This is a genomic window from Variovorax sp. 01N429 (assembly GCF_056399425.1).
Genome location: NZ_JBFTRG010000001.1, coordinates 483,175 through 506,815 on the forward strand (window position 1 = coordinate 483,175; position 23,641 = coordinate 506,815).

Genomic DNA, 23,641 nt, shown 5'->3' on the forward strand with positions numbered 1-23,641 from the left:
TCATGGCCGCTTCTGCTGTCGATCCCTCCACAGCGCACCTGGCGCTGCCGTTTTTCGAGGAGACACACCGCGCACTCGCGGGCGGGCTTCTGCCTTGGGCCGCCGCGCAGTCCGTGGACGAGCGCGACGACCGCGCAGCATGCCGCGATTGGGTTCGCCGGCTGGGCAGCGCCGGCTGGCTGCGCTTCTGCGTGCCCGCTGCGTCGGGCGGCGCGCTCGACAAGCTCGATTCACGCGCGCTCGTGTTGCTGCGCGAGACGCTGGCATTCCACTCGCCACTGGCCGACTTCGCCTTCGCGATGCAGGGCCTGGGGAGCGGGGCCATCACACTGGCGGGGTCGGCCGCACAACATGCGGACTATCTCGCACCAGTGGGACGGGGCGACAAGATCGCCGCCTTCGCGCTCAGCGAACCTGAAGCAGGGTCTGACGTCGGTGCGATGGCGATGCGCGCAGAAGAAACGGCTGATGGCTGGCGGCTGACCGGTGAAAAGACCTGGATCAGCAACGGCGGCATCGCCGACTTCTACTGCGTGTTCGCGAAGACAGATCCGACAGCTGGCGCTCGCGGAATCACTGCCTTCATCGTCGACGCAAAGACTCCCGGGCTCGACACGTCCGCGCACATCGACGTGATGGCGCCGCATCCTCTCGCGACCCTGCGCTTCGACGGCTGCGTGGTGCCGCGCAGCGCGCAACTGGGCGAACTGAATGGCGGCTTCAAGCTCGCGATGCGCACGCTCGACATCTTTCGCGCGTCGGTTGCCGGCGCTGCACTCGGAATGGCTCGCCGCGCGCTCTCCGAAGCCGTACAGCACGCACAGAAGCGAAAGATGTTCGGCCACACGCTCGCGGACTTTCAGCTCACGCAGGCGAAGCTCGGCGAGATGGCCGCCTTGATCGACGCAGGCGCACTGCTGACCTATCGAGCCGCCTGGATGCGTGACGACTGCGAACGCCGGGGCGAGCCTCCAGTGGGCGATCTGACCGCCGCGGCAGCAATGGCCAAGATGACCGCGACAGAGAACGCAAGCCGCGTGATCGACATGGCGCTACAGATGCACGGCGGCCTTGGCGTCAAGGTAGGGACGAAGGTCGAGAGCCTCTATCGCGACATCCGATCGCTGCGCATCTATGAAGGCGCGACGGAAGTGCAACAACTGATCATCGGCAAGTCCGTATTGAGGGCCAAATGACTCCAAGCGCGCAGATCGACCGCTTCGTACATGACCGGCTCCCGCCAGCGCACCTGCTACCGATCTTCAGGTATGACCTGCCCGAGCTTCAGTTGCCCGACCAGTTGAATCTGGTGGAAGAGCTGCTGGACAAGGCGGCTTCCAAGGGCATTGCCGACAATCCGATGCTGCGTTCGCCGAGCCGGACGTTGACCTATGCGGAGTCTGCTGTCGAAGTCAACCGCATCGCCCAAGTGCTGACCGAAGACCTCGGCCTTGTGCCCGGCAACCGCGTGCTGCTGCGGGGCGGAAACTCAATTGCGATGGCCTTGTCGTGGCTGGCTGTCGTCAAGGCCGGGATGATTGCCGTTGCGACGATGCCCTTGTTGCGTGCCAAGGAACTCGGAGACATCCTGGAGAAGTCTCAGCCGACAGTCGCGCTTTGCGATGGAAAGCTGCTGGACGAACTCAAAGCCGCGCAGTTGCAGCATCCTGTGCTGAAGACGATCGTCGCTTTCAACCAGCCGGACGCACCTGATTCGCTGTCGGCGCGCAGCGGCGCAAAGAGTGGCATCTTCGACGCCTGTCCGACTTCTGCGGACGACATCGCCCTTCTGGCCTTCACCTCAGGCACGACCGGCAAGCCCAAGGCGCCCGTCACCACGCATCGCGACGTGCTCGCGATGTGCGAGACCTGGCCGCGCCATGTATTGCGGGCTCGCACCGACGACATCGTCATCGGCTCTCCACCTTTGGCCTTTACCTTCGGGCTCGGCGGGCTGTTGATCTTCCCCATGTACGCGGGCGCCTCTGTGTACTTTCACGATGCGCCGTACACGCCGGAATCGATGGTCCAGGTGATCCGCACAGTCGGCGCGACCATCAGCTACACCGCCCCGACCTTCTACCGGCAAATGGCCGCGTTCGCCAAGGCTGCCGGCGTGCCCACCCTTCGCATCAGCGTCAGCGCCGGCGAAGCCCTTCCCGACGCCACACGTCAATTGTGGAAGCAGGCCACGGGCATCGAGATGCTCGACGGCATTGGGGGGACAGAGGTGTTTCACATCTACATATCCGCTGCGGGCGATCAGGTCCGCCGAGGTGCGGTTGGCAAAGCTGTCGCAGGCTTTACCGCAAAGATCGTCGATGACCACGGCAATGAAGTTCCTCGAGGAACGGTCGGCAAGCTGGCCATCATCGGTCCTGTTGGTTGTCGCTACCTGGACGACGCGCGGCAAGCGGACTATGTGCGAAACGGATGGAATTACCCTGGAGATGCATTCATCCAGGACGACGACGGCTACTTCTTCTATCAGTCTCGCGCTGACGACATGATTGTCACGGCTGGGTACAACGTCGGTGGCCCGGAGGTTGAGGACGCACTTCTGAAGTACCCGGCCATCGCCGAATGCGGCGTCATCGGCAAACCAGACGAGGAGCGCGGCATGATCGTCAAGGCTTTCTGCGTGCTCAAGCCCGGGAATGCCGCCGATGCTGCCATGGTCAAGGCACTGCAAGACCACGTAAAGGCGACCATTGCGCCCTTCAAATACCCCCGAGAGATCGAGTTCGTGGCAAGTCTGCCCCGTACAGAGACCGGGAAACTCCAACGATTCAAATTGAGGCAATTCGCATGATCAAGTTTCTCCAACCTCCCGGCTGGGTTCCTCCCAAGGGTTATGCCAATGGCGTCGCCGCCCGTGGAACCACGGTCTTCGTCGGCGGGCAAATCGGCTGGAATGCTCAACAGCAGTTCGAATCGGACGACTTCATTCAACAGACAGGTCTGGCGCTCCGAAACATCGTGGAAGTGCTGCGAGAAGCCGGGGCCGGACCGGAGCACATGGTGCGCATGACTTGGTATGTCACTGATCGGGACGAATACAACCGACGTCTGGGCGAGCTCGGCCCCGTCTACCGCGAGGCCATGGGGAGAAACTTCCCGGCGATGACATGCGTGCAGGTTGCGGCGCTCGTCGAATCACGGGCAAAGGTTGAGATCGAAGTGACGGCGGTAGTGCCTGACTGAGCACCAGCACTTGGGGACGTCGCGAGTCGCGGGGCTCGAGTGCTCTGTCCATGTGCGGTCTGCAAACTGCGCAATATGGTCTCGCAACTAACCCCAGAACGTTGGCAGAGATCAAACGCAAACGCCAAAGGACAAAAACAAAAAAGCCCACCGAAGTGGGCTTTTTGATCGGCGTTTACACGCCCATGTTGGTTGCGCGAGCAAGATTTGAACTTGCGACCTTTGGGTTATGAGCCCAACGAGCTACCAGGCTGCTCCATCGCGCGGCAAGGCTGAATTATAGCTTATTCCGCAGCGTTCTGCTCGTCCGCAGCAGCTTCATTTACTACGGGACGATCCACCAACTCGACCAGCGCCATGGGTGCGTTGTCGCCAACGCGGAAACCCATTTTCAGAATGCGCGTATAGCCGCCTGGGCGAGCCTGGAAGCGGGGACCGAGTTCGCCGAACAGCTTCACGACGCTGTCGCGATCACGGAGGCGGTCGAATGCCAAACGCTTATTGGCGACCGTAGGTTTCTTTGCCAACGTGATCATCGGCTCAATGACACGACGCAGTTCCTTGGCCTTTGGTACCGTCGTCTTGATGACTTCGTGCTCGATGAGCGAATTCATCATGTTCTGCAGCATCGCTAGACGGTGCGAGCTGGTGCGGTTGAGTTTGCGGAGTCCGTGTCCGTGACGCATGGTGCTTTCCTTTACTTTATAAAAACAGGCAGCCGTGTCAGGTACTGCCCGGTGCACAGGCCTATGAGGCCGATCTTGAAAATCAGCGCTTGTCGAGACCGGCCGGCGGCCAGCTTTCGAGCTTCATACCCAAGGTTAGCCCACGGGAGGCAAGCACTTCCTTGATCTCGTTGAGCGACTTGCGGCCCAGATTCGGCGTTTTGAGCAATTCATTCTCGGTACGCTGGATCAGGTCGCCAATGTAGTAAATGTTTTCCGCCTTGAGGCAGTTGGCCGAGCGAACCGTTAGCTCAAGCTCATCGACCGGACGCAGCAGGATCGGGTCAAACTGCTGGGCACTGCGCGGCGCCGGTGCATCGAATGCAGCCAATTCGCCGCCTTCGAGCTGAGCGAAGACTGCCAATTGCTCGACCAGGATCTTGGCCGAAGCACGCACGGCGTCTTCAGCGGTGATCGCGCCGTTGGTTTCGATTTCAACTAGCAGCTTATCAAGGTCCGTGCGCTGCTCCACCCGAGCGCTTTCAACGGTATAGCTTACGCGCTTGACTGGAGAGAACGAGGCGTCGAGGACGATGCGACCAATCGACTTCGTCGGCTCATCCGCGTAACGGCGCATCGTACCCGGCACATATCCACGGCCCTTTTCGACCTTGATCTGCATGTCGAGCTTACCGCCCTGCGACAAGTGCGCGATCACGTGATCAGGATTGATGATTTCCACGTCGTGCGGCGTTTGGATATCCGAGGCCGTCACGGCGCCTTCGCCGTCTTTGCGCAGACTCAGGGTGACTTCGTCACGGTTGTGCAACTTGAAGACCACGCCTTTCAAGTTCAGCAAGATGTTAACGACATCTTCCTGCACGCCATCGATGGACGAGTACTCGTGCAGCACGCCTGCAATCGTGACTTCGGTCGCTGAGTAACCAACCATCGACGACAGTAGGACACGGCGCAGTGCATTGCCAAGCGTGTGGCCATAGCCACGCTCAAAAGGCTCGAGCGTGACCTTAGCTTTGTTAGGCGCGAGTTGCTCGACCTGAATGGTCTTGGGTTTCAGCAGGGTGGTTTGCATGCAGACTTCCTCTCAATACCCCCGGCTCGTTACACCGGTAAGGCTGGTGAAGCACCTGCCTTGCAGCAAGGCTCAAGGCAGGAACGTGAATAAAAACAATCAGCCCTCGACGAAACCCACCTGAGGCTGCGAGGAAGGCAGGTAAATCAACGCGAATACAGTTCGACGATCAACGATTCGTTGATGTCAGCTGCGAATTCGTCGCGATCGGGGACCTTCTTGAAGGTGCCTTCGGCCTTATCGGCATTAACTTCTACCCACGCTGGAATGCCGACCTGTTGCGCCAGTTGGAGTGCTTCGACAATACGGTTCTGCTTCTTGGACTTGTCGCGAACAGCGATTACGTCCCCCGTCTTGACCAGATAGGACGGAATATTGACCGATTGGCCATTCACAGTGATCGCCTTGTGCGAAACGAGCTGCCGTGCTTCCGCGCGCGTCGAACCAAAGCCCATGCGATAGACGACGTTGTCCAAGCGCGATTCAAGGATGAAAAGCAGGTTGGCGCCGGTATTGCCACGGCGACGATCGGCTTCTTCGAAGTAGCGGCGGAACTGCTTTTCCAACACGCCGTACATGCGCTTTACCTTCTGCTTTTCACGCAGTTGGAGGCCGAAGTCCGAAGTGCGCTGGCCAGAGGTCCGCCCGTGTTGGCCAGGCTTCGAGTCAAACTTAGCCTTGTCTTGGATTGAACGACGCGCGCTCTTCAAGAACAGATCGGTGCCTTCGCGGCGGGAGAGTTTGGCCTTGGGGCCTAGATAGCGTGCCACTTGATCTTCCTTTGGGTCATCTGCCGCAGGGGACTGCGGGAGCCGTCAGCGGCGTGCTGATGGCGGTGGGCTTGTAAAAAGCAAATGCGCAGCCGCTGCGAAGCGGCTGCGCGTACGTCTTCGCCTTAGATGCGACGACGCTTCTGTGGACGGCAACCGTTGTGCGGCACCGGAGTCACATCGGCGATGGAATTGATCCGAATACCGAGCGCGGCGAGCGCTCGCACCGACGATTCACGACCAGGTCCCGGACCCTTGATCTCGACGTCAAGGTTCTTGATACCTTGCTCGACCGCAGCCCGGCCGGCAACTTCCGAGGCGACCTGCGCAGCGAACGGTGTCGACTTGCGGGAGCCCTTGAAGCCCTGACCACCGGAGGACGCCCAAGAAAGAGCATTTCCCTGGCGGTCCGTGATGGTGATGATGGTGTTGTTGAAGGAGGCGTGCACGTGGGCAATGCCGTCCGCAACGTTCTTGCGAACCTTCTTGCGAACGCGCTGTGCGGCGTTGTTGGCAGGAGCTTTAGCCATGCTGGTCTATCCTTATTTCTTGAGGGACTGCGCAGCCTTACGCGGACCCTTGCGAGTGCGAGCATTGGTGCGCGTGCGCTGACCACGCATCGGCAGGCCGCGACGGTGGCGGAAACCGCGATAGCAGCCGATGTCCATCAAGCGCTTGATGTTCATCGTCGTCTCGCGGCGCAGGTCGCCCTCGATCGTGAATAGAGCGATCTGATCGCGAATCTTTTCCAGATCGGCGTCCGTCAAATCTTTGATCTTCTTCGAATACTCGATGCCACTTGCTTCGCAAATCTTGCGAGCGCGCGTGCGACCGATGCCGAAAATAGCGGTCAGACCGATTTCAGCGTGCTTGTGCGGCGGAATGTTAATGCCAGCAATACGTGCCATGTGCGTCCTCTAATACTCTTACGATCAACCCTGGCGCTGCTTGTGGCGCGGGTCGGTGCAGATCACACGCACCACACCCTTGCGGCGGATGATCTTGCAATTACGGCAAATCGTTTTGACCGAAGCCGAAACTCTCATTTCATTCTCCTAAACTCTTTTTCAACCGGCGACCGATTTCGCCTGAAACACTATGCGCGCCCGGCTTAAGTCGTAGGGCGATAACTCATTGGTGACGCTGTCACACCTGGAGGGATCCAGATACGACGCGTCCGCGTCCCTATCTTCATGACGTCTTGAAGTTCGCCTTCTTTAAGAGCGATTCATATTGCTGAGACATCATGTAGTTCTGTACTTGTGCCATGAAGTCCATCGTGACGACCACGATGATCAACAACGAAGTCCCCCCAAAATAGAACGGCACGTTGTACTTCAGAATGAGGAACTCGGGCAGCAAGCAAACAAAGGTGATGTAGACCGCCCCCGCTAGCGTCAACCGGACGAGGATCTTGTCTATGTAGCGCGCGGTTTGGTCACCCGGACGGATCCCCGGAATGAAAGCACCGCTCTTCTTCAGATTGTCAGCAGTTTCACGACTGTTAAACACGAGCGCCGTGTAGAAAAAGCAGAAAAACACGATCGCACTAGCGTACAGCAGCACATAAATGGGCTGCCCAGGTCTGAGCGCACTGGCAATGTCCTTGATCCAGCGCATGCTCTCCCCGGTGCTGAACCAGCCCACAACCGTGGTCGGTAGCAGGATGATCGAGGAGGCGAAGATCGGTGGGATCACGCCAGCCATGTTCAACTTGAGTGGAAGATGCGATGACTGACCGCCATAAACCTTATTGCCGACCTGTCGCCGCGCATAGTTCACCAGGATCTTGCGCTGACCCCGCTCGACAAAGACGACGAAGTAGGTCACCAGCACAACCACAGCCACGATGAACAGTGCTACCAGCACATTCATGGCGCCGGTACGAACCAGTTCAAGCAGCCCCCCGATCGCGTTCGGAAGACCTGCCGCAATTCCGGCAAAGATCAGGATCGAGATCCCATTTCCAAGCCCACGCTCCGTGATTTGCTCACCGAGCCACATCAAGAACATTGAGCCAGCCGTGAGACTGATCATTGCAGTAAGGCGAAAGCCGAAGCCAGGCGAAATAACCAAACCGGCCGACGACTCCAATGCAACCGCAATGCTGAACGACTGAAAGAGTGCGAGAGCCAGCGTGCCGTAGCGCGTGTACTGCGTAATCTTCCGGCGACCCGCCTCGCCCTCCTTCTTCAACTGCTCAAAGGTCGGCACGACGTAGGTCATCAATTGCATGATGATCGACGCGGAGATGTAAGGCATGATGCCCAACGCGAACACCGTGAAGCGCGAAAGGGCTCCGCCGGAGAACATGTTGAACAGGCTCAGGATGCCACCTTGCTGACCTTGGAACAGCTGCGCCAGTTGGTCCGGATTTATGCCCGGCACCGGGATGTGCGCCCCGATGCGATAGACCACGAGCGCGAGCAGCAAAAAGACAAGCCGGCGACGCAAGTCACCGAACTTACCTGTCTTTGCGAGCGTTGCCGCGTTGGTTGCCACGAAGAACTTCTTTCGGTTCGTGTTTAGGCGACGCTACCACCAGCGGCTTCAATCGCTGCTCTGGCCCCGGCACTGGCGCCGATTCCCGTCAGCTTAACCGCCTTGGTGATCTCGCCTGACTTGATGATCTTGACGACCTTAGCGATCTGGCCAACGAGACCCGCCTGCTTAAGCACCAGCACGTCGACTTCAGCCAAACCAAGATTTTCGAGGGACGTCAGCGTCACCTCGGCGTTGTACTTCAGCAAATGCGACTTGAAGCCACGCTTGGGCAACCGACGCTGCAGAGGCATTTGACCGCCCTCGAAGCCGACCTTATGGAAGCCGCCTGCGCGCGACTTCTGCCCCTTATGACCACGACCTGCAGTCTTGCCGAGGCCAGAGCCGATACCACGGCCGACTCGCCGCTTCGCGTGCTTGGCGCCGGCTGCCGGCTTGATGCCATTGAGTTCCATATACGTCTCTCTCAGCGGCTCTTTTAGAGCACTTTGACCAGATAACTGATCTTGTTGATCATGCCTCGCACCGCCGGCGTATCCTGCAGCTCGCTCACGCTGTTGAGCTTGCGCAGGCCCAGTCCGCGCACGGTGGCGCGATGCGATTCCTTGGTGCCGATCGGACTCTTGACCAATTGCACCTTCAATGTTTGTTGTTGCGTCGTCATCTCATTACCCCAGGTTTAGGCGAAGAGTTCTTCGACGGTAAGGCCACGCTTGGCTGCCACTTCAGAAGCGGTGGTCGAGTTCTTCAACCCATCCAGCGTGGCACGGACCATGTTGTAGGGATTCGAAGAACCATGGCTCTTCGCCACGATGTCCGTAATGCCCATGACTTCGAAGACTGCGCGCATCGGACCGCCAGCGATGATGCCCGTACCCTTAGGTGCTGGAATCATGACCACGGATGCGGCACCGTGGTGACCCGTCACGCGGTGGTGGAGGGTCCCGTTCTTGATCGAAATCTTTGCCAGATTGCGCCGAGCCTCTTCCATCGCCTTCTGCACCGCAGCTGGGACTTCCTTCGACTTACCCTTCCCCATGCCGACGCGGCCATCGCCGTCACCCACGACCGTGAGCGCCGCGAACCCGAGAATGCGACCACCCTTCACCACCTTGGTGACACGGTTGATCGCGATCATCTTCTCGCGCAAGCCGTCTTCGGGGCCTTCGTTCTGCGTTCTTGCCTGAATCTTTGCCATTTTGAATCTCGTGTCCGGTTAGAACTGCAAGCCAGCTTCGCGGGCGGCATCGGCCAGCGCCTTTACGCGACCGTGGTATGCAAAACCTGCGCGATCGAAAGCAACCTTCTCAACGCCGGCAGCCTTTGCCTTTTCGGCGATCCGCTTGCCAATGGCGATCGCAGCAGCGGCGTTGCCACCCTTGCCCGACCCACCTAGCGAAGCGCGCACCTCGGCTTCGGCCGTCGACGCAGTTGCGATCACCTTTGTGCCGTCGTCGGAAATGACGGTGGCGTAAATGTGCAGATTGGTGCGATTCACCGTCAAACGTGCCACGCGCTGCGTCGCAATGCGGATGCGGGTCTGGCGTGAACGGCGAAGACGCTGTGCTTTTTTGGTCAACATCATTTTGCTGCCCCTTACTTCTTCTTGGTCTCTTTGATCACAATCTTCTCGTCCACATAGCGGATGCCCTTGCCCTTGTACGGCTCTGGCGGACGAATAGCTCGGATCTCAGCGGCCACCTGGCCGACGCGCTGACGGTCGGCACCCTTGACAATGACTTCGGTCGGGGTTGGTGTCGCCACCGTAATGCCCTGCGGCATGTCCTTGTTGACCGGATGCGAATAACCAACCTGCAAGTTCAGCTTGGCGCCCTGCGCCTGAGCCTTGTAGCCGACGCCAACCAGACTGAGCTTCTTTTCGAAGCCCTTGGTTACGCCCACCACCATGTTGTTAACCAATTGGCGAACCGTGCCGCTCATCGCGTTTGCTTCACGCGATTCATTTGCTGGCGCAAAGCTGAGCTTGCCATCTTCGCTGGTAACGATGACCAGCGCATTGCGAGGCAGGTTGAGCGTGCCGCCCGAACCCTTGACGCTGATCTGGTCTTCCTTGATCGACACATCCACACCTGTGGGAATGGCGACCGGCATTTTTCCTACTCGGGACATTTCAGTTTCTCCTAGATGTCTCGTTTAGGCGACGTAGCACAGCACTTCGCCGCCAATACCGGCAGCGCGCGCCTTGCGATCGGTCATCACACCCTTTGGGGTCGTGACAATCGCCACACCCAGGCCGTTCTGGACTTGAGGAATGGCTGAGCTGGCCTTGTAGACGCGCAGGCCGGGACGGCTTACACGCTCAATGCGCTCGATGACCGGGCGACCGGCGTAGTACTTCAACGCGATTTCGAGTTCGCTCTTGCCGGCTTCAGTCTTGACCTTGAAGCCGTCGATGTAGCCCTCGTCCTTGAGGACCTGCGCGATCGCAACCTTCACCTTGGAAGACGGGACCGACACGGTCGGTTTTGCCACCATCTGCGCGTTACGGATACGCGTCAGCAAGTCGGCAATGGGATCACTCATGCTCATGTTGTTTGCTCCTGCCTGGCTTACCAGCTGGCCTTGGTGACACCAGGGATGTCGCCATTGAAGGCCAGTTCGCGGATCTTGGCCCGAGCCAGACCGAATTGACGGAAGGTGCCACGCGGGCGACCAGTGATTTCGCAACGGTTGCGCTGACGGGTCGGATTGGCGTTACGCGGGAGCTTCTGCAGACCCAGGCGGGCGGCAGCGCGCTCTTCGTCGCTCTTCTTCGCATCGTTGGCGATCGCCTTCAGTTCCGCGTGCTTCGCGGCGTACTTTGCGACCAGTTTTTCTCGCTTGAGCTCGCGCTCGATCAAAGCTACTTTAGCCACAAACCACCTCAGTTCTTGAACGGAAAACGGAAGCCAGCGAGAAGCGCCTTCGCCTCTTCGTCAGTCTTGGCCGTCGTCGTGATGCTGATATTGAGGCCGCGCAGCGCATCGACCTTGTCGTACTCGATCTCAGGGAAGATGATCTGCTCTTTGACGCCGATGTTGTAATTGCCACGACCATCGAAAGCGCGACCCGAGATACCGCGGAAATCGCGAACACGCGGCAGCGCGACAGTCACGAAGCGGTCCAGGAATTCGTACATGTGCACGCCACGCAGCGTGACCATGCAGCCGATGGGCTGGTTCTCGCGAATCTTGAAGCCTGCGATCGCCTTCTTCGACTTGGTCACCACCGGCTTCTGGCCAGCAATCTTGGTCAGGTCAGCGACAGCATTGTCGAGCACCTTCTTGTCGGCAACCGCTTCGCCGACGCCCATGTTGAGCGTAATCTTGCTCAAGCGCGGAACCTGCATAGGAGACGTGTAGCCGAATTTTTCGGTCAGGTCTTTCGCGATCTTTTCGCGATAGTGTTGTTGGAGACGAGCCATGTGAGTACCCCTTAGGCGGCCTTGATTTCTTCGCCGCTGGACTTGAAGACGCGCACGCGCTTGCCGTCCGCGACTTTGATGCCCACGCGATCAGCCTTGCCGGTCACAGCATTGAAAATCGCCACGTTGGATTGGTGAATCGGCATGGCCTTTTCGACGATACCGCCGGTCGTACCCTTCAGAGGGTTCGGCTTGGTGTGCTTCTTGACGAGATTGATGCCGTCAACGATGACATGCGAGTCGTCCTTGCGCAGCGACACGGTGCCGCGCTTTCCCTTGTCGCGTCCAGCCAATACGATGACTTGGTCGCCTTTGCGAATCTTGTTCATGGCACTGTCCTTACAGAACTTCAGGTGCCAGCGACACGATCTTCATGAACTTTTCAGTGCGCAGCTCGCGCGTGACTGGTCCAAAGATACGGGTGCCGATGGGCTCCAATTTGGCATTGAGCAGCACAGCCGCATTGCCATCGAATTTAACAAGCGAGCCGTCGCTGCGACGAATGCCCTTGGCGGTGCGAACCACCACTGCACTGTAGATCTCGCCCTTCTTGACGCGACCACGCGGAGCGGCTTCCTTGATGCTGACCTTGATGACATCACCTACGCTGGCATAGCGCCGCTTGGAGCCACCTAGCACCTTGATGCACAAGACGGATTTCGCGCCCGTGTTGTCGGCTACGTCGAGCCTGGATTCAGTTTGGATCATTTTGTGATATTCCCAACTTGTACCGCTTACCGATCGGACAACTCCGACGCGATTTAACGATCAGTCTTGGGCCCGTCGTCCACGCACCGAAACCACTTCGATGCGCTTCCGCTGGGCAGAAGCTTCGCCTTTCTGAAGCGAAGCCCGCGATTGTTGCACAGCATTTTGCGGCCGTCAACACACTACTTCGTGCGCCGGCCTGCAAGCCGACGATTTTTGGCCGGACGTCAATGTTAGTGCCACCCTCGCAGATGGCGCTTGCGTCCACCAGGGAGGGTCCAACGGCGGCGAGCGCCCTCCAGGTTGGGCTCAGCTGATCGACCCGTGGCGTAGTGACAACAGCCAACAGCTCGTGGTGGCTCCTACAAGTGATTTCAAGCGTTCAGCCGCATTCTTATTGCGACAAGGGACACAATTTCCTTCGCAGACCAGCTGCTTTAGCCTTTGAATTTACCGAAGTAGTCATGAACATCGCAGTCACCTTCCTTCCTCGCCAGGAACTCGCCCCCCTCCCGCCCATAGGCTTCATTGGGGGAGGGAATATGGCAAGCGCCATCATCGGCGGGCTTGTGAAACAAAATGCTCCCGCCAGCGCGTTCGAAGTGGTGGAGCCGCTCGCCGAAGCTCGCATCAAGCTGGCGAACGATTTCGGTATCGACGCGCAGCCGGAAGCGGGCGCCGCGCTGGGCCGCTGCGAAGTCATCGTGTGGGCAGTCAAGCCGCAAAGTTTTGCGACGGCAACGGATGCAATACGAGGACTTGCACCAAACGCGCTACATCTCAGTGTCGCGGCGGGAATTCCGTCCGACAGCATTGCCCGTTGGCTCGCCACTGAACAGGTGGCTCGCGCTATGCCCAACACACCCGCCCTCATTGGTCAAGGAATGACTGGCCTGTTTGCACGCGACGCTGTCGGCGATGAAGGTCGCAAGCTCGTCGAACAGGTCCTGGCCCCCACCGGTGATCTGATGTGGGTCGACGCGGAGCCGGCACTGGACGTTGTGACCGCCGTTTCCGGCTCTGGTCCGGCCTACGTGTTCTATTTCATCGAGGCCATGACCGAGGCAGGTATTGAACTAGGACTGACGGCAGAGCAGGCACATCGACTCGCCATTCGAACTTTCACCGGCGCTTCGGCCCTGGCAAGCAATGCGACGGAGCCGCCTTCCGCATTGCGTGAACGGGTCACTTCGAAGGGCGGGACCACCCATGCGGCGATCACGAACATGGACGACGCTCAGCTCAAAGCCAAGTTCAAGGCCGCAATCCGCGCCGCGCATGAGCGCGCCGCTGAACTCGGCCAAGAATTTGGAAAGTCTTGAAGGCGAAGCCAAGGGTCGAAGCCTTGGCCGGCAGGGCTGATGCCCGACTCAACGCAGCATGTAGCCTGCCGCGACACCGGCGAACACTGTGAAGCCGAGCCAATGATTGAGCCTGAAGGCCTTGAAACAACCGTCGCGGGTGCGATCGTGAATCAGACGCCAGTGCCAGACGGCTTGAGCGCCGGCGATGCCTATGGCGACATAGAAGATTGCGCCGAGCGCTCTTCCGGCACCGGCGGCCGCCCATCCGGCAAGGAAGATTGCATAGCTGACCATGACCATCGCCACATCGAATCGACCGAACGTGATTGCTGAGGTCTTCATGCCGATCTTCAGATCGTCGTCGCGGTCGACCATTGCGTATTCGGTGTCGTAAGCCAATACCCAGAACAAATTGCCTGCGAGCAGCCACCAGGCCAACTCGGGCACGCTGCTGCGCACGGCGGCAAACGCCATCGGAATGCCGAAGCTGAACGCGATGCCGAGGACAGCCTGTGGAACCGACACGAAGCGCTTGGCAAACGGGTAAGCCAGCGTCACCGCAAGAGCCGCGAACGACAACGAGACTGTGACGCGATTGGTGGTCAGGACCAGTGCAAAAGCAGCCAGCGCGAGGACGGCCCCGAGCGCAAGCGCTTCTCTCACCGAAACGGCACCGCTCGTGACTGGCCGCTGGGCTGTTCGCTTGACGTGGCGGTCGAACTCCCGGTCAGCAACATCGTTGACGCAGCAGCCTGCGCTGCGCATGAGGATGGTGCCGAGGACGAACACCGTCAGGAGATGCCAACCCGGCCATCCTTCGGCTGCGAACCACAGTGCGCCAAGTGTTGGCCAAAGCAGCAGGAGCCAACCTGCCGGGCGGTTCCATCGGATCAGATCCAGGTACAGCGCAAAACGCCCGCGTTGCGGCTCGGGCGCGGGTTGGAAGGGCCCACCAGCGGGCATCACCGGTGCGTCAGTCTTCAAGGAGGGAACGCAGCATCCAAGCCGTCTGGTCATGCACGGTGCAGCGTGCCGTCAGCATGTCCGCCGTGGGATCGTCTCCTGCCTCCTCGRCAACCGGGATGAATTCGCGAGCGATGCGCGAGACTGTTTCATGACCCTTGACCAGAATGCGCACCATCTCCATGGCCTTTGGCGGACTTTGCGGAACGTCGGGCACGGTCGCGATCTTGCTGAATTCAGCGTACGAGCCGGGCGCGTAGTGCCCCAGCGCACGAATGCGTTCGGCGATGACATCCGTCGAGCCCCAAAGCTCGGTGTACTGGGTCATGAACATCGCGTGGAGCGAGTTGAAGTGAGGCCCCGTCACGTTCCAGTGGAAGTTGTGCGTGGTGAGATAGAGCGTGTAGGTGTCCGCAAGCACGCGGCTCAAGCCCTCGGCGATCGCGGCGCGATCCTGGCGCTCAATGCCGATATTGATGATCGGGGCATTGCGGCTGCCCGAGGCCTCCGCGACCACGACATCGCCCTTCTTGGGCACCTTTCCGGCAGACGGAGCGCTGGTGTCTGGAGACTTGGGTTTCTTCACGACTTTGGCCATGGCGATGAGCTCTTTCTTCAAGTGAATTGACGTCAGGAAAGCAGCACTCTAGCGCAGCCTCTGCATCCGGCGCAGGATGGGTCCGTCGACGTGCGGCGCGTTTCTCACGGTTCTTAGGAAAGGCGCTTGACGCCCGGCAGCTCGCAGGCGTAGATCGCGTTTCGGAGTGCCGCAATCGCCTCGTAGCGGGTGAAGCTGCGCCGCCACGCCAGCACGACGCGGCGCGTCGGCGGCTCACCGCCTTGCGTATCGCGAACGGGGAGATAGCGCACGATCTGCTCAGGCTCCTTCCGCCCCTTGGCCCTGGGCTTGAGCGCATCAGCCGGGACCGACAGCCGCGGCACCAGGGTGACGCCCATTCCCGAGGCGACCATGTGCTTGATGGTCTCCAGCGAAGAGCCCTCGAAGCTCTTTCGGATCCCTTCAGCATTGCTGGAAAAGCGTGCGAATTCGGGGCAAACCTCCAGCACGTGGTCGCGAAAACAATGTCCCGTACCGAGCAGGAGCATCGTTTCATTCTTGAGTTCGTCGGAAGTGACGGACTCCTTGTTCGCGAGCGGATGGTTGGCGGGCAGTGCGGCCACGAATGGCTCGTCGTAAAGCTGCGCCATGGCCAAGCCCGTGTCCGGAAACGGCTCGGCCATGATGGCGCAGTCGATCTCGCCGGATCGAAGCATTTCGAGCAGCTTGGCGGTGAAGTTCTCTTGCAGCACCAGCGGCATCTGCGGGTTACGTGCAATGTTCTGGCGCACGAGATCAGGCAAGAGATACGGCCCGATGGTGTAGATGACGCCCAGGTTGAGCGGACCCGACAGCGGGTCCTTTCCACGCTTGGCGATTTCCTTGATGCTGGCCGCCTGGTCCAGCACGCTCTGCGCCTGCTGCACGATCTGCTCGCCAAGCGGCGTGACAGTGACTTCGCCCGCGCTGCGCTCAAACAGCTTGACCTCGAGTTCGTCCTCCAGCTTCTTGATCGCCACGGACAAGGTTGGCTGCGACACATAGCAGGCCTCTGCGGCTTTGCCGAAATGCCGCTCTCGCGCAACCGCGACGATGTATTTGAGTTCTGTCAGCGTCATAGTTGGAAATTATTGCTCGCCGCAAGCTCATGCCTTTAGATATTCGGCCTTGGCGCCAAGCCAGCGATCGATGTGTTTTTGCGCCAGATCGGGGTGACGGTCGAGCATTTTGGGCGCAAGCTCCCGGGCCCAGTCCAGGAGGAGAACGTCTGTGCTCAGGTCTGCGAAGCGCAGAAGAGGGGCGCCGGACTGGCGGGCGCCGAGAAATTCGCCGGGGCCGCGAATGTCGAGGTCGCGTCTCGCAATCTCGAAGCCGTCGCTGGTCTCGGCCATGGCTTTCAGGCGCGCGCGAGCAGCTTCTCCAACGCGGCCACCTTCGTTAGGTGCGTAGAGCAAGACACAGGCGGAAGCAGCCGCACCCCGACCCACACGACCGCGCAATTGGTGCAGTTGCGACAAGCCGAAGCGCTCCGCATGTTCGATCACCATCAGCGAAGCATTGGGCACATCCACGCCGACTTCGATCACGGTGGTGCTTACGAGCACCTGCAGGCGGTTGGCTGTAAAGGCCTCCATGACCGCCTGCTTCTCAGTCGTTGGCATGCGCGAATGAAGAAGGCCGACGCTGACGTCAGAACCCAGTGCATCGGCCAGTTCATCTCGCGTCTCGGTCGCGTTCCGCAGGTCCACCGCTTCGCTTTCCTCGATCAAAGGGCATACCCAGTAGACCTGTCGCCCTTGTGCGAGCTGGGCGCGAATGCGATCGACGACTTCATCCCGCCGGTGGTCCGCGACGAGCTTCGTGACGATCGGCGTGCGGCCTGGCGGCAGTTCGTCGAGGGTGGACACGTCCAGGTCGGCGTAGTAGCTCATTGCCAAGGTTCTCGGAATCGGCGTGGCGCTCATCATCAGCAGATGCGGCTCGAAATCGCCGTTCGCCTTTCCGCGAAGGGCTAGTCGCTGTGCCACGCCGAAGCGATGCTGTTCGTCAATGACGGCGAGAGCCAGATTCTTGAACCGCACCTTCTCGGAAATGACAGCGTGGGTTCCGATGACAAGCGCCGCCTGGCCGCTCTCGACGGCAGTTGTCATCGCATCGCGTTCCTTCTTCTTCTGACTGCCGGTGAGCCACGCGACGCGCAAGCCGCGCTCGGCCAACAGCGGATCGAGCCAGCCGACGAGTTTGCCGAAATGCTGAGCCGCGAGAATTTCGGTCGGCGCCATCAGCGCGCATTGGTAGCCGGCGTCGATGCAACGCGCGGCAGCCAGCGCTGCTACGACCGTCTTCCCCGATCCCACATCGCCCTGGAGCAGGCGGTGCATCGGAATCTCACGGGCCAGATCGCGCGTGATCTCGCCTCCGACTCGCTGCTGCGCACCCGTCAGAGCGAAGGGCAGCGCCGCCAGCAAGTCGCGATGCAGAGCGCCTCCGGACGCGTCAGCCTCCAGAACAGGCGCCCGTTGCGCTGCGCGCACCCGCCGCGCCTGAAGCTGCGAAAGTTGCTGGGCGAGGAGTTCGTCGGCCTTCAGGCGCTGCCAGGCTGGATGACTGTGATCCTCCAACGTGGCGACCGCGACGTCGGGCGTTGGATAGTGGAGGAAGGTCAGCGCACGACGCAGATCCCATGCACCGTGCGGAGTTGCGCCTGCCGGGAGCGTCTCGTCAAGCACGGCCCGGGCCAACCCGGAGCGAACCTCGCGCCGCAACACCGGCTGAGCCAGCCCGGCGATGGTCGAATACACCGGCGTCAACGCCTCCGGCAGCGCGGTGCCGGCAGCCTTGACGGTCGGATGCATCATCTGCCGCCCGACGAACCCGCCGCGCACTTCGCCCCGCACGCGCACCTTTGCGCCCACTGCAAGCTGCTTCTGTTGCGACGGATAGAAATTGAAGAAGCGCAGTTGACAGGTGTCGCTGCCGTCGTCGACTGTGACGATCAATTGCCGACGGGGACGAAAGACCACCTCGCATTCGGTGACCACCGCTTCGATCTGCGCCATGTCCCCGTCACGCGTATCCGCCAGTCGCACGACCTGCGTCTCGTCCTCGTAGCGCATCGGCAGGTAGAGGGCGAAATCGATGTCGCGCACCAGTCCCAGCTTGCGGAGCGCGCGTTGAACCGCGCTCAGCCCCGTGCCAGGCGCAGGCGCGGATGCGGTCGCATTTACGGTGGCCGACGCTGCAGTAGGCTTTTCCGGGGGCGAAGGTTTGGCGGCGGCGGGCATGGGACAATTCTGCCCGCCTCCTTGCATCCATTCCTCCGCTTCCTTGGCACGGGCCTGTCCGGCCCTCAAGCACTCATGCGCGACTACACGCTTTCCGATTTCGATTTCGACCTGCCGCCTGAACTGGTGGCGCAACATCCAGCTTCCGAACGCAGTGCTTCCCGACTTCTGGACGGATCCGGTCAGGCACCGGTCGACCGGATCTTCAGAGACCTCCCCTCGCTGCTCCAGGCGGGCGACCTGCTTGTCTTCAACGACACGCTTGTCGTCAAGGCCCGCCTTTTCGGCGAAAAGCCTACCGGCGGCAAGCTTGAGCTGCTCGTCGAGCGCGTGCTGCAAGGAGCTGAGGTGGTCGCGCACATGAAAGTCAGCAAGAAGCCGCAGGTGGGCACCACACTCGCGATGGTGGGCGGCTTCAGCGCAACGCTGCTCGGTCGCTGGCCGGAAGAAGATGGGGCCCTCTTCCGTTTTCGCCTGGAAAGCCCGGCGGGCGAAGACCCGTATGCGCTGATGGCCCGCTGCGGCCATGTGCCACTGCCCCCCTACATCACGCATACCGATTCGGCTGACGACGAAAGCCGCTACCAGACAGTGTTCGCCCGGGTGCCCGGCGCCGTGGCAGCACCGACGGCGGCCCTTCATTTCGATTCGGCGCTGCTCGCCAGGCTCGAAGCGCGCGGCGTGCAGCGCGCCAATGTCACCCTTCACGTTGGTGCCGGCACTTTTCAGCCCGTCAAGACGGAGAACATCGCCGAGCACACGATGCATGCCGAGCGCTATGAAGTGCCCGCCGCCACGCAAGCCGCCATTGCCAACGCCAAGGCGCGCGGCGGCCGCATCGTCGCCGTTGGGACGACCACCGTTCGCACGCTCGAATCGTGGGCCAAGAGCGGCGAGGCCTCAGGCGACACACGCATCTTCATCACCCCTGGTTTCGCCTTCGAGCATGTCGACTTGCTCGTTACCAACTTCCATCTGCCCAAAAGCACACTGATGATGCTGGTCAGCGCCTTCGCCGGTTACGAACACGTGATGGCGTTGTATGCCCACGCCATTCGCGAGCGCTATCGCTTCTTCAGTTACGGCGACGCCATGCTGCTCGCCAGAAAGCACTGATCCATGCTGAACTTTGAACTTCTCGCAACCGACGCTGGAAGCCACGCGCGCCGCGGCACGCTAACGCTGAACCACGGCGTGGTGCAGACACCCATCTTCATGCCCGTGGGTACCTACGGGACCGTCAAGGGCGTGATGCCGCGCAGCCTCGAAGAGATGGGCGCGCAGATCATTCTTGGCAACACCTTCCACCTTTGGATGCGGCCGGGACTCGACGTGATGGCCAGCTTCGGCGGTCTTCATCAGTTCGAGAAGTGGAACAAGCCCATCCTCACCGATTCGGGTGGCTTTCAGGTGTGGTCTCTCGGAGCCATGCGCAAGATCAGTGAAGAAGGCGTGAAGTTCGCCTCGCCCGTCAACGGCGACAAGCTGTTCCTCACGCCCGAGGTCTCGATGCAGATCCAGACCATCCTCAACAGCGACATCGTCATGCAGTTCGACGAATGCACGCCGTACGAGACCCAAGGCCACGTCACAACGGAATCCGACGCGCGCAAGTCGATGGAACTGAGCCTGCGTTGGGCTCATCGCTGCCAAGCCGAATTCAGTCGACTCGAAAATCCGAATGCGCTCTTCGGCATCGTCCAGGGCGGCATGTTCGAAAACCTGCGCGAAGAATCCCTGGCAAAGTTGGTCGACATGGACTTTCCGGGCTACGCAATCGGCGGAGTGAGCGTGGGTGAGCCCAAGGACGAAATGCTGCGCATCATGGCGCACACGCCGCACAAGCTCCCGGCGCACAAGCCGCGCTACTTGATGGGTGTCGGCACGCCGGAGGACCTCGTCGAAGGCGTGGCGCAGGGCGTCGACATGTTCGACTGCGTGATGCCGACGCGCAATGCCCGCAACGGCACGCTGTTCTCGCGCTACGGCGATCTCAAGATGCGCAACGCGCGCCACAAGAGCGATCCACAGCCAATCGATGCGAGCTGCACCTGCCACGCCTGCGCGGGTGCATCAGGCGTGCCATGGAACGAAGGCGGCCGCGATGGCTTCAGCCGCGCCTACCTGCATCACCTGGACCGATGCGGCGAGATGCTGGGGCCGATGCTCACGACCATCCACAACTTGCACTATTACCTGAACCTGATGCGGGAAATTCGCGAGGCGCTCGAAACGGGCCGCTTTGCCGAGTTCCGCGCGAAGTTCAAGGCCGACCGCGCACGGGGCGTCTAGGCGCACCGAAGGGCCCAGCATCCCGACAGCGATTCGCCTGGCGCCAGCACCGCGCCACCGAGTTCGCTCGGTGAGTAACGGCCCGACAGATTGATCGCATCGGTGCATTGGCTGACGGGTTCGGCGCAAAAGTGTCCTGCGCCATGCGGGCAGTACAGCACGAAGAAATCAAGCGGCTGGTCCGCCGACATCACCAGTGCACGCCCTTCATTCGGCCAATCGATGCGCGCCGTGCGCGACCAGCCGATGAAGTTGTTGTCCAGGTCGAGTTCGGACAGCAGCACGCCCTCTCGAAGCCGGCTCACTTCAGGCGCCTCTGCCAGCGCTACGGGCATGACTTCGGCGTCGCCTTTCCACATGGCAGCAGTTGTCGTCTGCAAGCGCGTGCCGTCGCGATGCGGATAGTAGGGGTGATGGCCGATTCCCGCCGGCATCGGCACTGAATCGCGATTGGTCAAGGTGACTTTGCAGCGCAGGCCGGACGAGTCGAGTTCGAACGTCTGCGCAGCCTCGAAGCGCCAGGGCCATTGGGTGTCGGCTTCGACCGCGAGTTCAAGCGTCGCCTGGGTTGCCGAAGACCGCGCGACCTTCCATGGGCGCATCCATCCGATGCCGTGCAAGGGATGCTTGCCCGAAGGTCCCGCGGCATGACCTGTCGCGATCGCGATGTCCCGGCCACCGAATCGCGCGCGGCCATCTCGAATACGGTTGCACCAGGGCAGCAGCGGAAAGCTCGCCATCGAGAACGGGTCCCGCCGCGCCAGGGCGTCGTCGGTCGCGGACCGAAGCCAATCGAAGCGGTCTCCAGACTGCTCGTCATAGAGCGCTGCAATCGATCCCCCCAATTCGGGTGCCAGCACCAGCCGCACGGATCCCGCTGAAAGCTGTATCAGCTTCGTGTCGTTTTCTTTCATGCAATTCGCACCACAGGTCATTGCGATCGCGGCATTCTCGTTCACACGGGTAGCGGATTCGCACGACCGAAGGCCAAAATACCTCGATGACAGATTCAACCTCTCCTTCCCCGTCGGCGCGCTATCCATCGCTGGCCGGCCGTACTGTCTTCATCTCCGGCGGCGCGAGCGGCATCGGCGAAGCGCTGGTGCGCGCCTTTCATGCCCAGGGCGCACGCGTCGGCTTCTGCGACCTCGACGCAACCGCAGGCCGAGCGCTGGCCAGTCATCTCGGCACGAACAGCGAGGCGCACGAGGCGCTCTTCCTCGAATGCGATGTGACAGACGTGGCGGCCCTGCAAGCCGCGATTGGGGCAATGCGCGCCCGCTTCGGTCCGATCAAGGTGCTGATCAACAACGCCGCAAATGACCGGCGCCATGAGATGGCGGACGTCAGCAGCGACGACTTCGACCGTCTGGTCGCGGTCAACTTCAAGCACCAATTTTTTGCCGCACAGGCGGTCGCGGACGACATGCGCTCGCTGGGTGGCGGATCGATCATCAACTTCGGATCGATCAGCTGGATGATCAAGGGCCGGGGGTATCCGGTCTACCAGGCCTGCAAATCCGCGGCGCGCGGACTGACCCGATCACTGGCGCGCGACCTTGGCAAGCAGAACATCCGAGTCAATTCCATCGTCCCCGGCTGGGTCATGACCGAGCGACAGCTGCAGCTCTGGGTCAAGCCCGAATCGGGCGCCGAAATCGATGCCGCGCAATGCCTCCCTGGCCGAGTCATGGCCGAGGACATTGCAAGCATGGCGCTGTTCCTTGCGGCCGACGATTCGAAGATGTGTACCGCGCAGGACTACGTGGTCGACGCCGGCTGGACCTGAAACGGCAAGTCCGGCGGCAAGTCGCGCGGCATGGCGGCGGCCATTGCGCCGGTTCCACAAGCGTGGCAGAACCTGGCGAAGGCGCTCTTGCGCGACTTGCACACGTGGCAGTGGTCGAAGAGCCCGATACCGCAATGCGGGCAAAAGTCGATGGCCGTGTTCTTCAAGTCCACGGGTCTCTCGCATCCAGGGCAAACGCTCTTCGCGAGTCGGGCGAGCGCTGTGTCATAGCTGAGCTCGTTGCGGCGAACCGTGTCGGGCTGCGCCTCAGCGAGTTTCTGACGCGTCAGATATCGGTTCAGCGCGACGATGGCATATCGCCCGACGAGCACCGTCACCACGATGCCGACCGCGTAACGCACATAGCCGCCGTAGCTCGGCAGATAGGGCACGAGTTCGACAAAAAACGCGAACAGCGCAAAGAAGATGAATCCCCAGACGAACGGCCACCATGTGCTCTTGCGCTTCTTCGCGAAGAGCCAGCCCGCAATCATCAGCAGCGGCAGCGTGAGCGCCAGTCGATAGCCGAAGACGCGCAGCTCGACTCGGCGGTTTTGGGCGTCCAGGCGAGTCCGCGCCTGGTCCTCAAGGATGGTCAGCTGCTGTTGCGCGCGCTGGCTTGACTGCCGGGCGTCGAGCGCGATTTGCCGCTGCGCGCCGACGGCCCGTTCGGCTTCGTCCTCCTTGAGCTTCAGCGCATCCAGCGCCTTGGTGCGGGAGACGAGCTCAGGGTCCTGGTCGGGCTGTGCAGTGGCGTGGCGGGTCGCGATCCAATTCGAGAAGGTCTCTCTCGCCGCGCGACTTGCCTGCCGAGCGGCGACGAGCTTGAGGTCCGCCTGCTCCCGTTCGCGCGCCGCATCCTGCTCCACCCTTTCGGCGTCGCGGACGGTTTTGCGCAGTGGATCGGCCGCGGCATGGTCGATGAAGTCATCGATGTCGAGACTGTGCTCGACGCGCGGCAGATCTCCGACGATCGTGCTCCCGAGGCCGATCAGAAAGCTGGCGAACACCACCGCCACGACCCAGAGACCGCGGCGAAACCATTTTTCAGACAGGCGCAAGGACTTGCTCATCGGGTTCCTTC

General features: G+C 60.9%; 30 protein-coding genes and 1 tRNA gene. 7 read left to right on the forward strand and 24 right to left on the reverse strand.

Annotated elements, in window-relative coordinates:
- Positions 1 to 2 precede the first annotated feature (2 nt).
- Genes AC1DSF_RS02300 through AC1DSF_RS02310 form a run of 3 tightly spaced genes read left to right on the forward strand, consistent with a single transcriptional unit; the run spans position 3 to position 3,204 of the window.
- Positions 3 to 1,196 (forward strand): acyl-CoA dehydrogenase family protein, encoded by a 1,194-nt coding sequence (locus AC1DSF_RS02300; protein WP_478182261.1) that lies wholly within the window; start codon positions 3 to 5, stop codon positions 1,194 to 1,196.
- Positions 1,193 to 2,812: an AMP-binding protein gene (locus AC1DSF_RS02305; RefSeq protein WP_478182262.1), complete on the forward strand. Its 1,620-nt coding sequence runs from the start codon at positions 1,193 to 1,195 to the stop codon at positions 2,810 to 2,812. Before AC1DSF_RS02300 ends, AC1DSF_RS02305 begins: the two co-directional genes overlap by 4 nt.
- Positions 2,809 to 3,204: a RidA family protein gene (locus tag AC1DSF_RS02310; RefSeq protein WP_478182263.1), complete on the forward strand. Its 396-nt coding sequence runs from the start codon at positions 2,809 to 2,811 to the stop codon at positions 3,202 to 3,204. The genes AC1DSF_RS02305 and AC1DSF_RS02310 overlap by 4 nt, the downstream gene beginning before the upstream one ends.
- A 189-nt stretch (positions 3,205 to 3,393) precedes the next feature.
- Here AC1DSF_RS02310 and AC1DSF_RS02315 read toward each other — a convergent pair.
- From AC1DSF_RS02315 to rplN, 18 genes are all read right to left on the reverse strand, one after another.
- Positions 3,394 to 3,470 (reverse strand) — tRNA-Met (locus tag AC1DSF_RS02315).
- Positions 3,471 to 3,488: 18 nt separating this feature from the next.
- A complete protein-coding gene (gene rplQ / locus AC1DSF_RS02320; protein ID WP_478125100.1) occupies positions 3,489 to 3,890 on the reverse strand; it encodes a 50S ribosomal protein L17 in 402 nt (133 codons plus the stop codon).
- Positions 3,891 to 3,972: 82 nt separating this feature from the next.
- Entirely contained in the window at positions 3,973 to 4,962 is a 990-nt protein-coding gene (locus AC1DSF_RS02325) for a DNA-directed RNA polymerase subunit alpha (protein ID WP_158721727.1), read from the reverse strand.
- A gap of 146 nt (positions 4,963 to 5,108) precedes the next feature.
- Positions 5,109 to 5,732: a 30S ribosomal protein S4 gene (rpsD, locus tag AC1DSF_RS02330; protein ID WP_478098886.1), complete on the reverse strand. Its 624-nt coding sequence runs from the start codon at positions 5,730 to 5,732 to the stop codon at positions 5,109 to 5,111.
- Positions 5,733 to 5,857: 125 nt separating this feature from the next.
- A complete protein-coding gene (gene rpsK / locus AC1DSF_RS02335; RefSeq protein WP_009124825.1) occupies positions 5,858 to 6,262 on the reverse strand; it encodes a 30S ribosomal protein S11 in 405 nt (134 codons plus the stop codon).
- 12 nt (positions 6,263 to 6,274) lie between these two features.
- Positions 6,275 to 6,640, reverse strand: a complete 366-nt coding sequence (rpsM, locus tag AC1DSF_RS02340) for a 30S ribosomal protein S13 (protein WP_019653977.1) — start codon at positions 6,638 to 6,640, stop codon at positions 6,275 to 6,277.
- A gap of 24 nt (positions 6,641 to 6,664) precedes the next feature.
- Complete coding sequence (gene rpmJ / locus AC1DSF_RS02345; protein ID WP_038201958.1) at positions 6,665 to 6,778, reverse strand: 50S ribosomal protein L36; 114 nt, start codon at positions 6,776 to 6,778, stop codon at positions 6,665 to 6,667.
- A gap of 145 nt (positions 6,779 to 6,923) precedes the next feature.
- The gene (secY, locus tag AC1DSF_RS02350; RefSeq protein WP_478125101.1) at positions 6,924 to 8,234 is read right to left on the reverse strand and encodes a preprotein translocase subunit SecY; all 1,311 of its coding nucleotides are present in this window, start codon (positions 8,232 to 8,234) and stop codon (positions 6,924 to 6,926) included.
- A 23-nt stretch (positions 8,235 to 8,257) separates the two neighbouring features.
- Positions 8,258 to 8,689, reverse strand: coding sequence for a 50S ribosomal protein L15 (rplO, locus tag AC1DSF_RS02355; RefSeq protein ID WP_478125102.1), 432 nt, complete (start codon positions 8,687 to 8,689; stop codon positions 8,258 to 8,260).
- A 23-nt stretch (positions 8,690 to 8,712) separates the two neighbouring features.
- Positions 8,713 to 8,898 (reverse strand): 50S ribosomal protein L30, encoded by a 186-nt coding sequence (rpmD, locus tag AC1DSF_RS02360; protein ID WP_009124818.1) that lies wholly within the window; start codon positions 8,896 to 8,898, stop codon positions 8,713 to 8,715.
- A gap of 15 nt (positions 8,899 to 8,913) precedes the next feature.
- Positions 8,914 to 9,432 (reverse strand): 30S ribosomal protein S5, encoded by a 519-nt coding sequence (rpsE, locus tag AC1DSF_RS02365; RefSeq protein ID WP_028250822.1) that lies wholly within the window; start codon positions 9,430 to 9,432, stop codon positions 8,914 to 8,916.
- 18 nt (positions 9,433 to 9,450) lie between these two features.
- Positions 9,451 to 9,816 (reverse strand): 50S ribosomal protein L18, encoded by a 366-nt coding sequence (rplR, locus tag AC1DSF_RS02370; protein WP_478125287.1) that lies wholly within the window; start codon positions 9,814 to 9,816, stop codon positions 9,451 to 9,453.
- Positions 9,817 to 9,830: 14 nt separating this feature from the next.
- Complete coding sequence (rplF, locus tag AC1DSF_RS02375; RefSeq protein WP_478125103.1) at positions 9,831 to 10,364, reverse strand: 50S ribosomal protein L6; 534 nt, start codon at positions 10,362 to 10,364, stop codon at positions 9,831 to 9,833.
- A 24-nt stretch (positions 10,365 to 10,388) separates the two neighbouring features.
- Positions 10,389 to 10,784: a 30S ribosomal protein S8 gene (rpsH, locus tag AC1DSF_RS02380; protein WP_478125104.1), complete on the reverse strand. Its 396-nt coding sequence runs from the start codon at positions 10,782 to 10,784 to the stop codon at positions 10,389 to 10,391.
- A 20-nt stretch (positions 10,785 to 10,804) separates the two neighbouring features.
- Positions 10,805 to 11,110: a 30S ribosomal protein S14 gene (gene rpsN, locus AC1DSF_RS02385; RefSeq protein WP_068674578.1), complete on the reverse strand. Its 306-nt coding sequence runs from the start codon at positions 11,108 to 11,110 to the stop codon at positions 10,805 to 10,807.
- 8 nt (positions 11,111 to 11,118) lie between these two features.
- Positions 11,119 to 11,658: a 50S ribosomal protein L5 gene (gene rplE, locus AC1DSF_RS02390; RefSeq protein ID WP_478125105.1), complete on the reverse strand. Its 540-nt coding sequence runs from the start codon at positions 11,656 to 11,658 to the stop codon at positions 11,119 to 11,121.
- Between the two features lie 11 nt (positions 11,659 to 11,669).
- Complete coding sequence (gene rplX / locus AC1DSF_RS02395; protein ID WP_478125106.1) at positions 11,670 to 11,987, reverse strand: 50S ribosomal protein L24; 318 nt, start codon at positions 11,985 to 11,987, stop codon at positions 11,670 to 11,672.
- 10 nt (positions 11,988 to 11,997) lie between these two features.
- Positions 11,998 to 12,366: a 50S ribosomal protein L14 gene (gene rplN, locus AC1DSF_RS02400; RefSeq protein WP_093105273.1), complete on the reverse strand. Its 369-nt coding sequence runs from the start codon at positions 12,364 to 12,366 to the stop codon at positions 11,998 to 12,000.
- Between the two features lie 464 nt (positions 12,367 to 12,830).
- Between rplN and proC the strand changes: the two genes are divergently transcribed.
- Entirely contained in the window at positions 12,831 to 13,688 is an 858-nt protein-coding gene (gene proC, locus AC1DSF_RS02405; RefSeq protein WP_478125107.1) for a pyrroline-5-carboxylate reductase, read from the forward strand.
- Positions 13,689 to 13,736: 48 nt separating this feature from the next.
- On the opposite strand, the gene ubiA is transcribed toward proC, so the two are convergent.
- From ubiA to recG, 4 genes are all read right to left on the reverse strand, one after another.
- A complete protein-coding gene (ubiA, locus tag AC1DSF_RS02410; RefSeq protein WP_478125288.1) occupies positions 13,737 to 14,633 on the reverse strand; it encodes a 4-hydroxybenzoate octaprenyltransferase in 897 nt (298 codons plus the stop codon).
- 10 nt (positions 14,634 to 14,643) lie between these two features.
- Entirely contained in the window at positions 14,644 to 15,231 is a 588-nt protein-coding gene (locus AC1DSF_RS02415) for a Dps family protein (RefSeq protein WP_478182264.1), read from the reverse strand.
- Positions 15,232 to 15,344: 113 nt separating this feature from the next.
- On the reverse strand, positions 15,345 to 16,310 hold the full coding sequence (locus AC1DSF_RS02420) for a LysR substrate-binding domain-containing protein (RefSeq protein ID WP_478125109.1): 966 nt from the start codon (positions 16,308 to 16,310) through the stop codon (positions 15,345 to 15,347).
- 27 nt (positions 16,311 to 16,337) lie between these two features.
- A complete protein-coding gene (gene recG, locus AC1DSF_RS02425; RefSeq protein ID WP_478125110.1) occupies positions 16,338 to 18,476 on the reverse strand; it encodes an ATP-dependent DNA helicase RecG in 2,139 nt (712 codons plus the stop codon).
- Positions 18,477 to 18,551: 75 nt separating this feature from the next.
- Between recG and queA the strand changes: the two genes are divergently transcribed.
- Together queA and tgt are read left to right on the forward strand one after the other, a co-directional pair.
- Positions 18,552 to 19,592 carry a tRNA preQ1(34) S-adenosylmethionine ribosyltransferase-isomerase QueA gene (queA, locus tag AC1DSF_RS02430; RefSeq protein ID WP_478125111.1) on the forward strand — a complete coding sequence of 347 codons (1,041 nt, stop codon included), beginning with the start codon at positions 18,552 to 18,554 and terminating at the stop codon, positions 19,590 to 19,592.
- A gap of 3 nt (positions 19,593 to 19,595) precedes the next feature.
- Positions 19,596 to 20,768, forward strand: a complete 1,173-nt coding sequence (tgt, locus tag AC1DSF_RS02435; RefSeq protein WP_478125112.1) for a tRNA guanosine(34) transglycosylase Tgt — start codon at positions 19,596 to 19,598, stop codon at positions 20,766 to 20,768.
- On the opposite strand, the gene AC1DSF_RS02440 is transcribed toward tgt, so the two are convergent.
- The gene (locus AC1DSF_RS02440) at positions 20,765 to 21,682 is read right to left on the reverse strand and encodes an aldose 1-epimerase (protein ID WP_478125113.1); all 918 of its coding nucleotides are present in this window, start codon (positions 21,680 to 21,682) and stop codon (positions 20,765 to 20,767) included. The two genes, tgt and AC1DSF_RS02440, sit on opposite strands and share 4 nt — an antisense overlap.
- A gap of 86 nt (positions 21,683 to 21,768) precedes the next feature.
- Here AC1DSF_RS02440 and AC1DSF_RS02445 point away from each other — a divergent pair, with 86 nt between their 5' ends.
- Entirely contained in the window at positions 21,769 to 22,557 is a 789-nt protein-coding gene (locus AC1DSF_RS02445; RefSeq protein WP_478125114.1) for an SDR family NAD(P)-dependent oxidoreductase, read from the forward strand.
- Here the strand turns inward: AC1DSF_RS02445 and AC1DSF_RS02450 are convergent.
- Entirely contained in the window at positions 22,530 to 23,630 is a 1,101-nt protein-coding gene (locus AC1DSF_RS02450) for a serine endopeptidase (protein WP_478182265.1), read from the reverse strand. The two genes, AC1DSF_RS02445 and AC1DSF_RS02450, sit on opposite strands and share 28 nt — an antisense overlap.
- Positions 23,631 to 23,641: the final 11 nt, after the last annotated feature.

Excerpts from the sequence above, each read along its gene's own strand:
- AC1DSF_RS02300 (WP_478182261.1), top strand. The coding sequence starts at position 3 with ATGGCCGCTTCTGCTGTCGATCCCTCCACAGCGCACCTGGCGCTGCCG.
- AC1DSF_RS02305 (WP_478182262.1), top strand. The coding sequence starts at position 1,193 with ATGACTCCAAGCGCGCAGATCGACCGCTTCGTACATGACCGGCTCCCG.
- AC1DSF_RS02310 (WP_478182263.1), top strand. The coding sequence starts at position 2,809 with ATGATCAAGTTTCTCCAACCTCCCGGCTGGGTTCCTCCCAAGGGTTAT.
- rplQ (WP_478125100.1), bottom strand. The coding sequence starts at position 3,890 with ATGCGTCACGGACACGGACTCCGCAAACTCAACCGCACCAGCTCGCAC.
- AC1DSF_RS02325 (WP_158721727.1), bottom strand. The coding sequence starts at position 4,962 with ATGCAAACCACCCTGCTGAAACCCAAGACCATTCAGGTCGAGCAACTC.
- rpsK (WP_009124825.1), bottom strand. The coding sequence starts at position 6,262 with ATGGCTAAAGCTCCTGCCAACAACGCCGCACAGCGCGTTCGCAAGAAG.
- rpsM (WP_019653977.1), bottom strand. The coding sequence starts at position 6,640 with ATGGCACGTATTGCTGGCATTAACATTCCGCCGCACAAGCACGCTGAA.
- rpmJ (WP_038201958.1), bottom strand. The coding sequence starts at position 6,778 with ATGAGAGTTTCGGCTTCGGTCAAAACGATTTGCCGTAATTGCAAGATC.
- rplO (WP_478125102.1), bottom strand. The coding sequence starts at position 8,689 with ATGGAACTCAATGGCATCAAGCCGGCAGCCGGCGCCAAGCACGCGAAG.
- rpmD (WP_009124818.1), bottom strand. The coding sequence starts at position 8,898 with ATGACGACGCAACAACAAACATTGAAGGTGCAATTGGTCAAGAGTCCG.
- rpsE (WP_028250822.1), bottom strand. The coding sequence starts at position 9,432 with ATGGCAAAGATTCAGGCAAGAACGCAGAACGAAGGCCCCGAAGACGGC.
- rplR (WP_478125287.1), bottom strand. The coding sequence starts at position 9,816 with ATGTTGACCAAAAAAGCACAGCGTCTTCGCCGTTCACGCCAGACCCGC.
- rplF (WP_478125103.1), bottom strand. The coding sequence starts at position 10,364 with ATGTCCCGAGTAGGAAAAATGCCGGTCGCCATTCCCACAGGTGTGGAT.
- rpsH (WP_478125104.1), bottom strand. The coding sequence starts at position 10,784 with ATGAGCATGAGTGATCCCATTGCCGACTTGCTGACGCGTATCCGTAAC.
- rplE (WP_478125105.1), bottom strand. The coding sequence starts at position 11,658 with ATGGCTCGTCTCCAACAACACTATCGCGAAAAGATCGCGAAAGACCTG.
- rplX (WP_478125106.1), bottom strand. The coding sequence starts at position 11,987 with ATGAACAAGATTCGCAAAGGCGACCAAGTCATCGTATTGGCTGGACGC.
- rplN (WP_093105273.1), bottom strand. The coding sequence starts at position 12,366 with ATGATCCAAACTGAATCCAGGCTCGACGTAGCCGACAACACGGGCGCG.
- proC (WP_478125107.1), top strand. The coding sequence starts at position 12,831 with ATGAACATCGCAGTCACCTTCCTTCCTCGCCAGGAACTCGCCCCCCTC.
- ubiA (WP_478125288.1), bottom strand. The coding sequence starts at position 14,633 with ATGCCCGCTGGTGGGCCCTTCCAACCCGCGCCCGAGCCGCAACGCGGG.
- AC1DSF_RS02420 (WP_478125109.1), bottom strand. The coding sequence starts at position 16,310 with ATGACGCTGACAGAACTCAAATACATCGTCGCGGTTGCGCGAGAGCGG.
- recG (WP_478125110.1), bottom strand. The coding sequence starts at position 18,476 with ATGCCCGCCGCCGCCAAACCTTCGCCCCCGGAAAAGCCTACTGCAGCG.
- queA (WP_478125111.1), top strand. The coding sequence starts at position 18,552 with ATGCGCGACTACACGCTTTCCGATTTCGATTTCGACCTGCCGCCTGAA.
- tgt (WP_478125112.1), top strand. The coding sequence starts at position 19,596 with ATGCTGAACTTTGAACTTCTCGCAACCGACGCTGGAAGCCACGCGCGC.
- AC1DSF_RS02440 (WP_478125113.1), bottom strand. The coding sequence starts at position 21,682 with ATGAAAGAAAACGACACGAAGCTGATACAGCTTTCAGCGGGATCCGTG.
- AC1DSF_RS02445 (WP_478125114.1), top strand. The coding sequence starts at position 21,769 with ATGACAGATTCAACCTCTCCTTCCCCGTCGGCGCGCTATCCATCGCTG.
- AC1DSF_RS02450 (WP_478182265.1), bottom strand. The coding sequence starts at position 23,630 with ATGAGCAAGTCCTTGCGCCTGTCTGAAAAATGGTTTCGCCGCGGTCTC.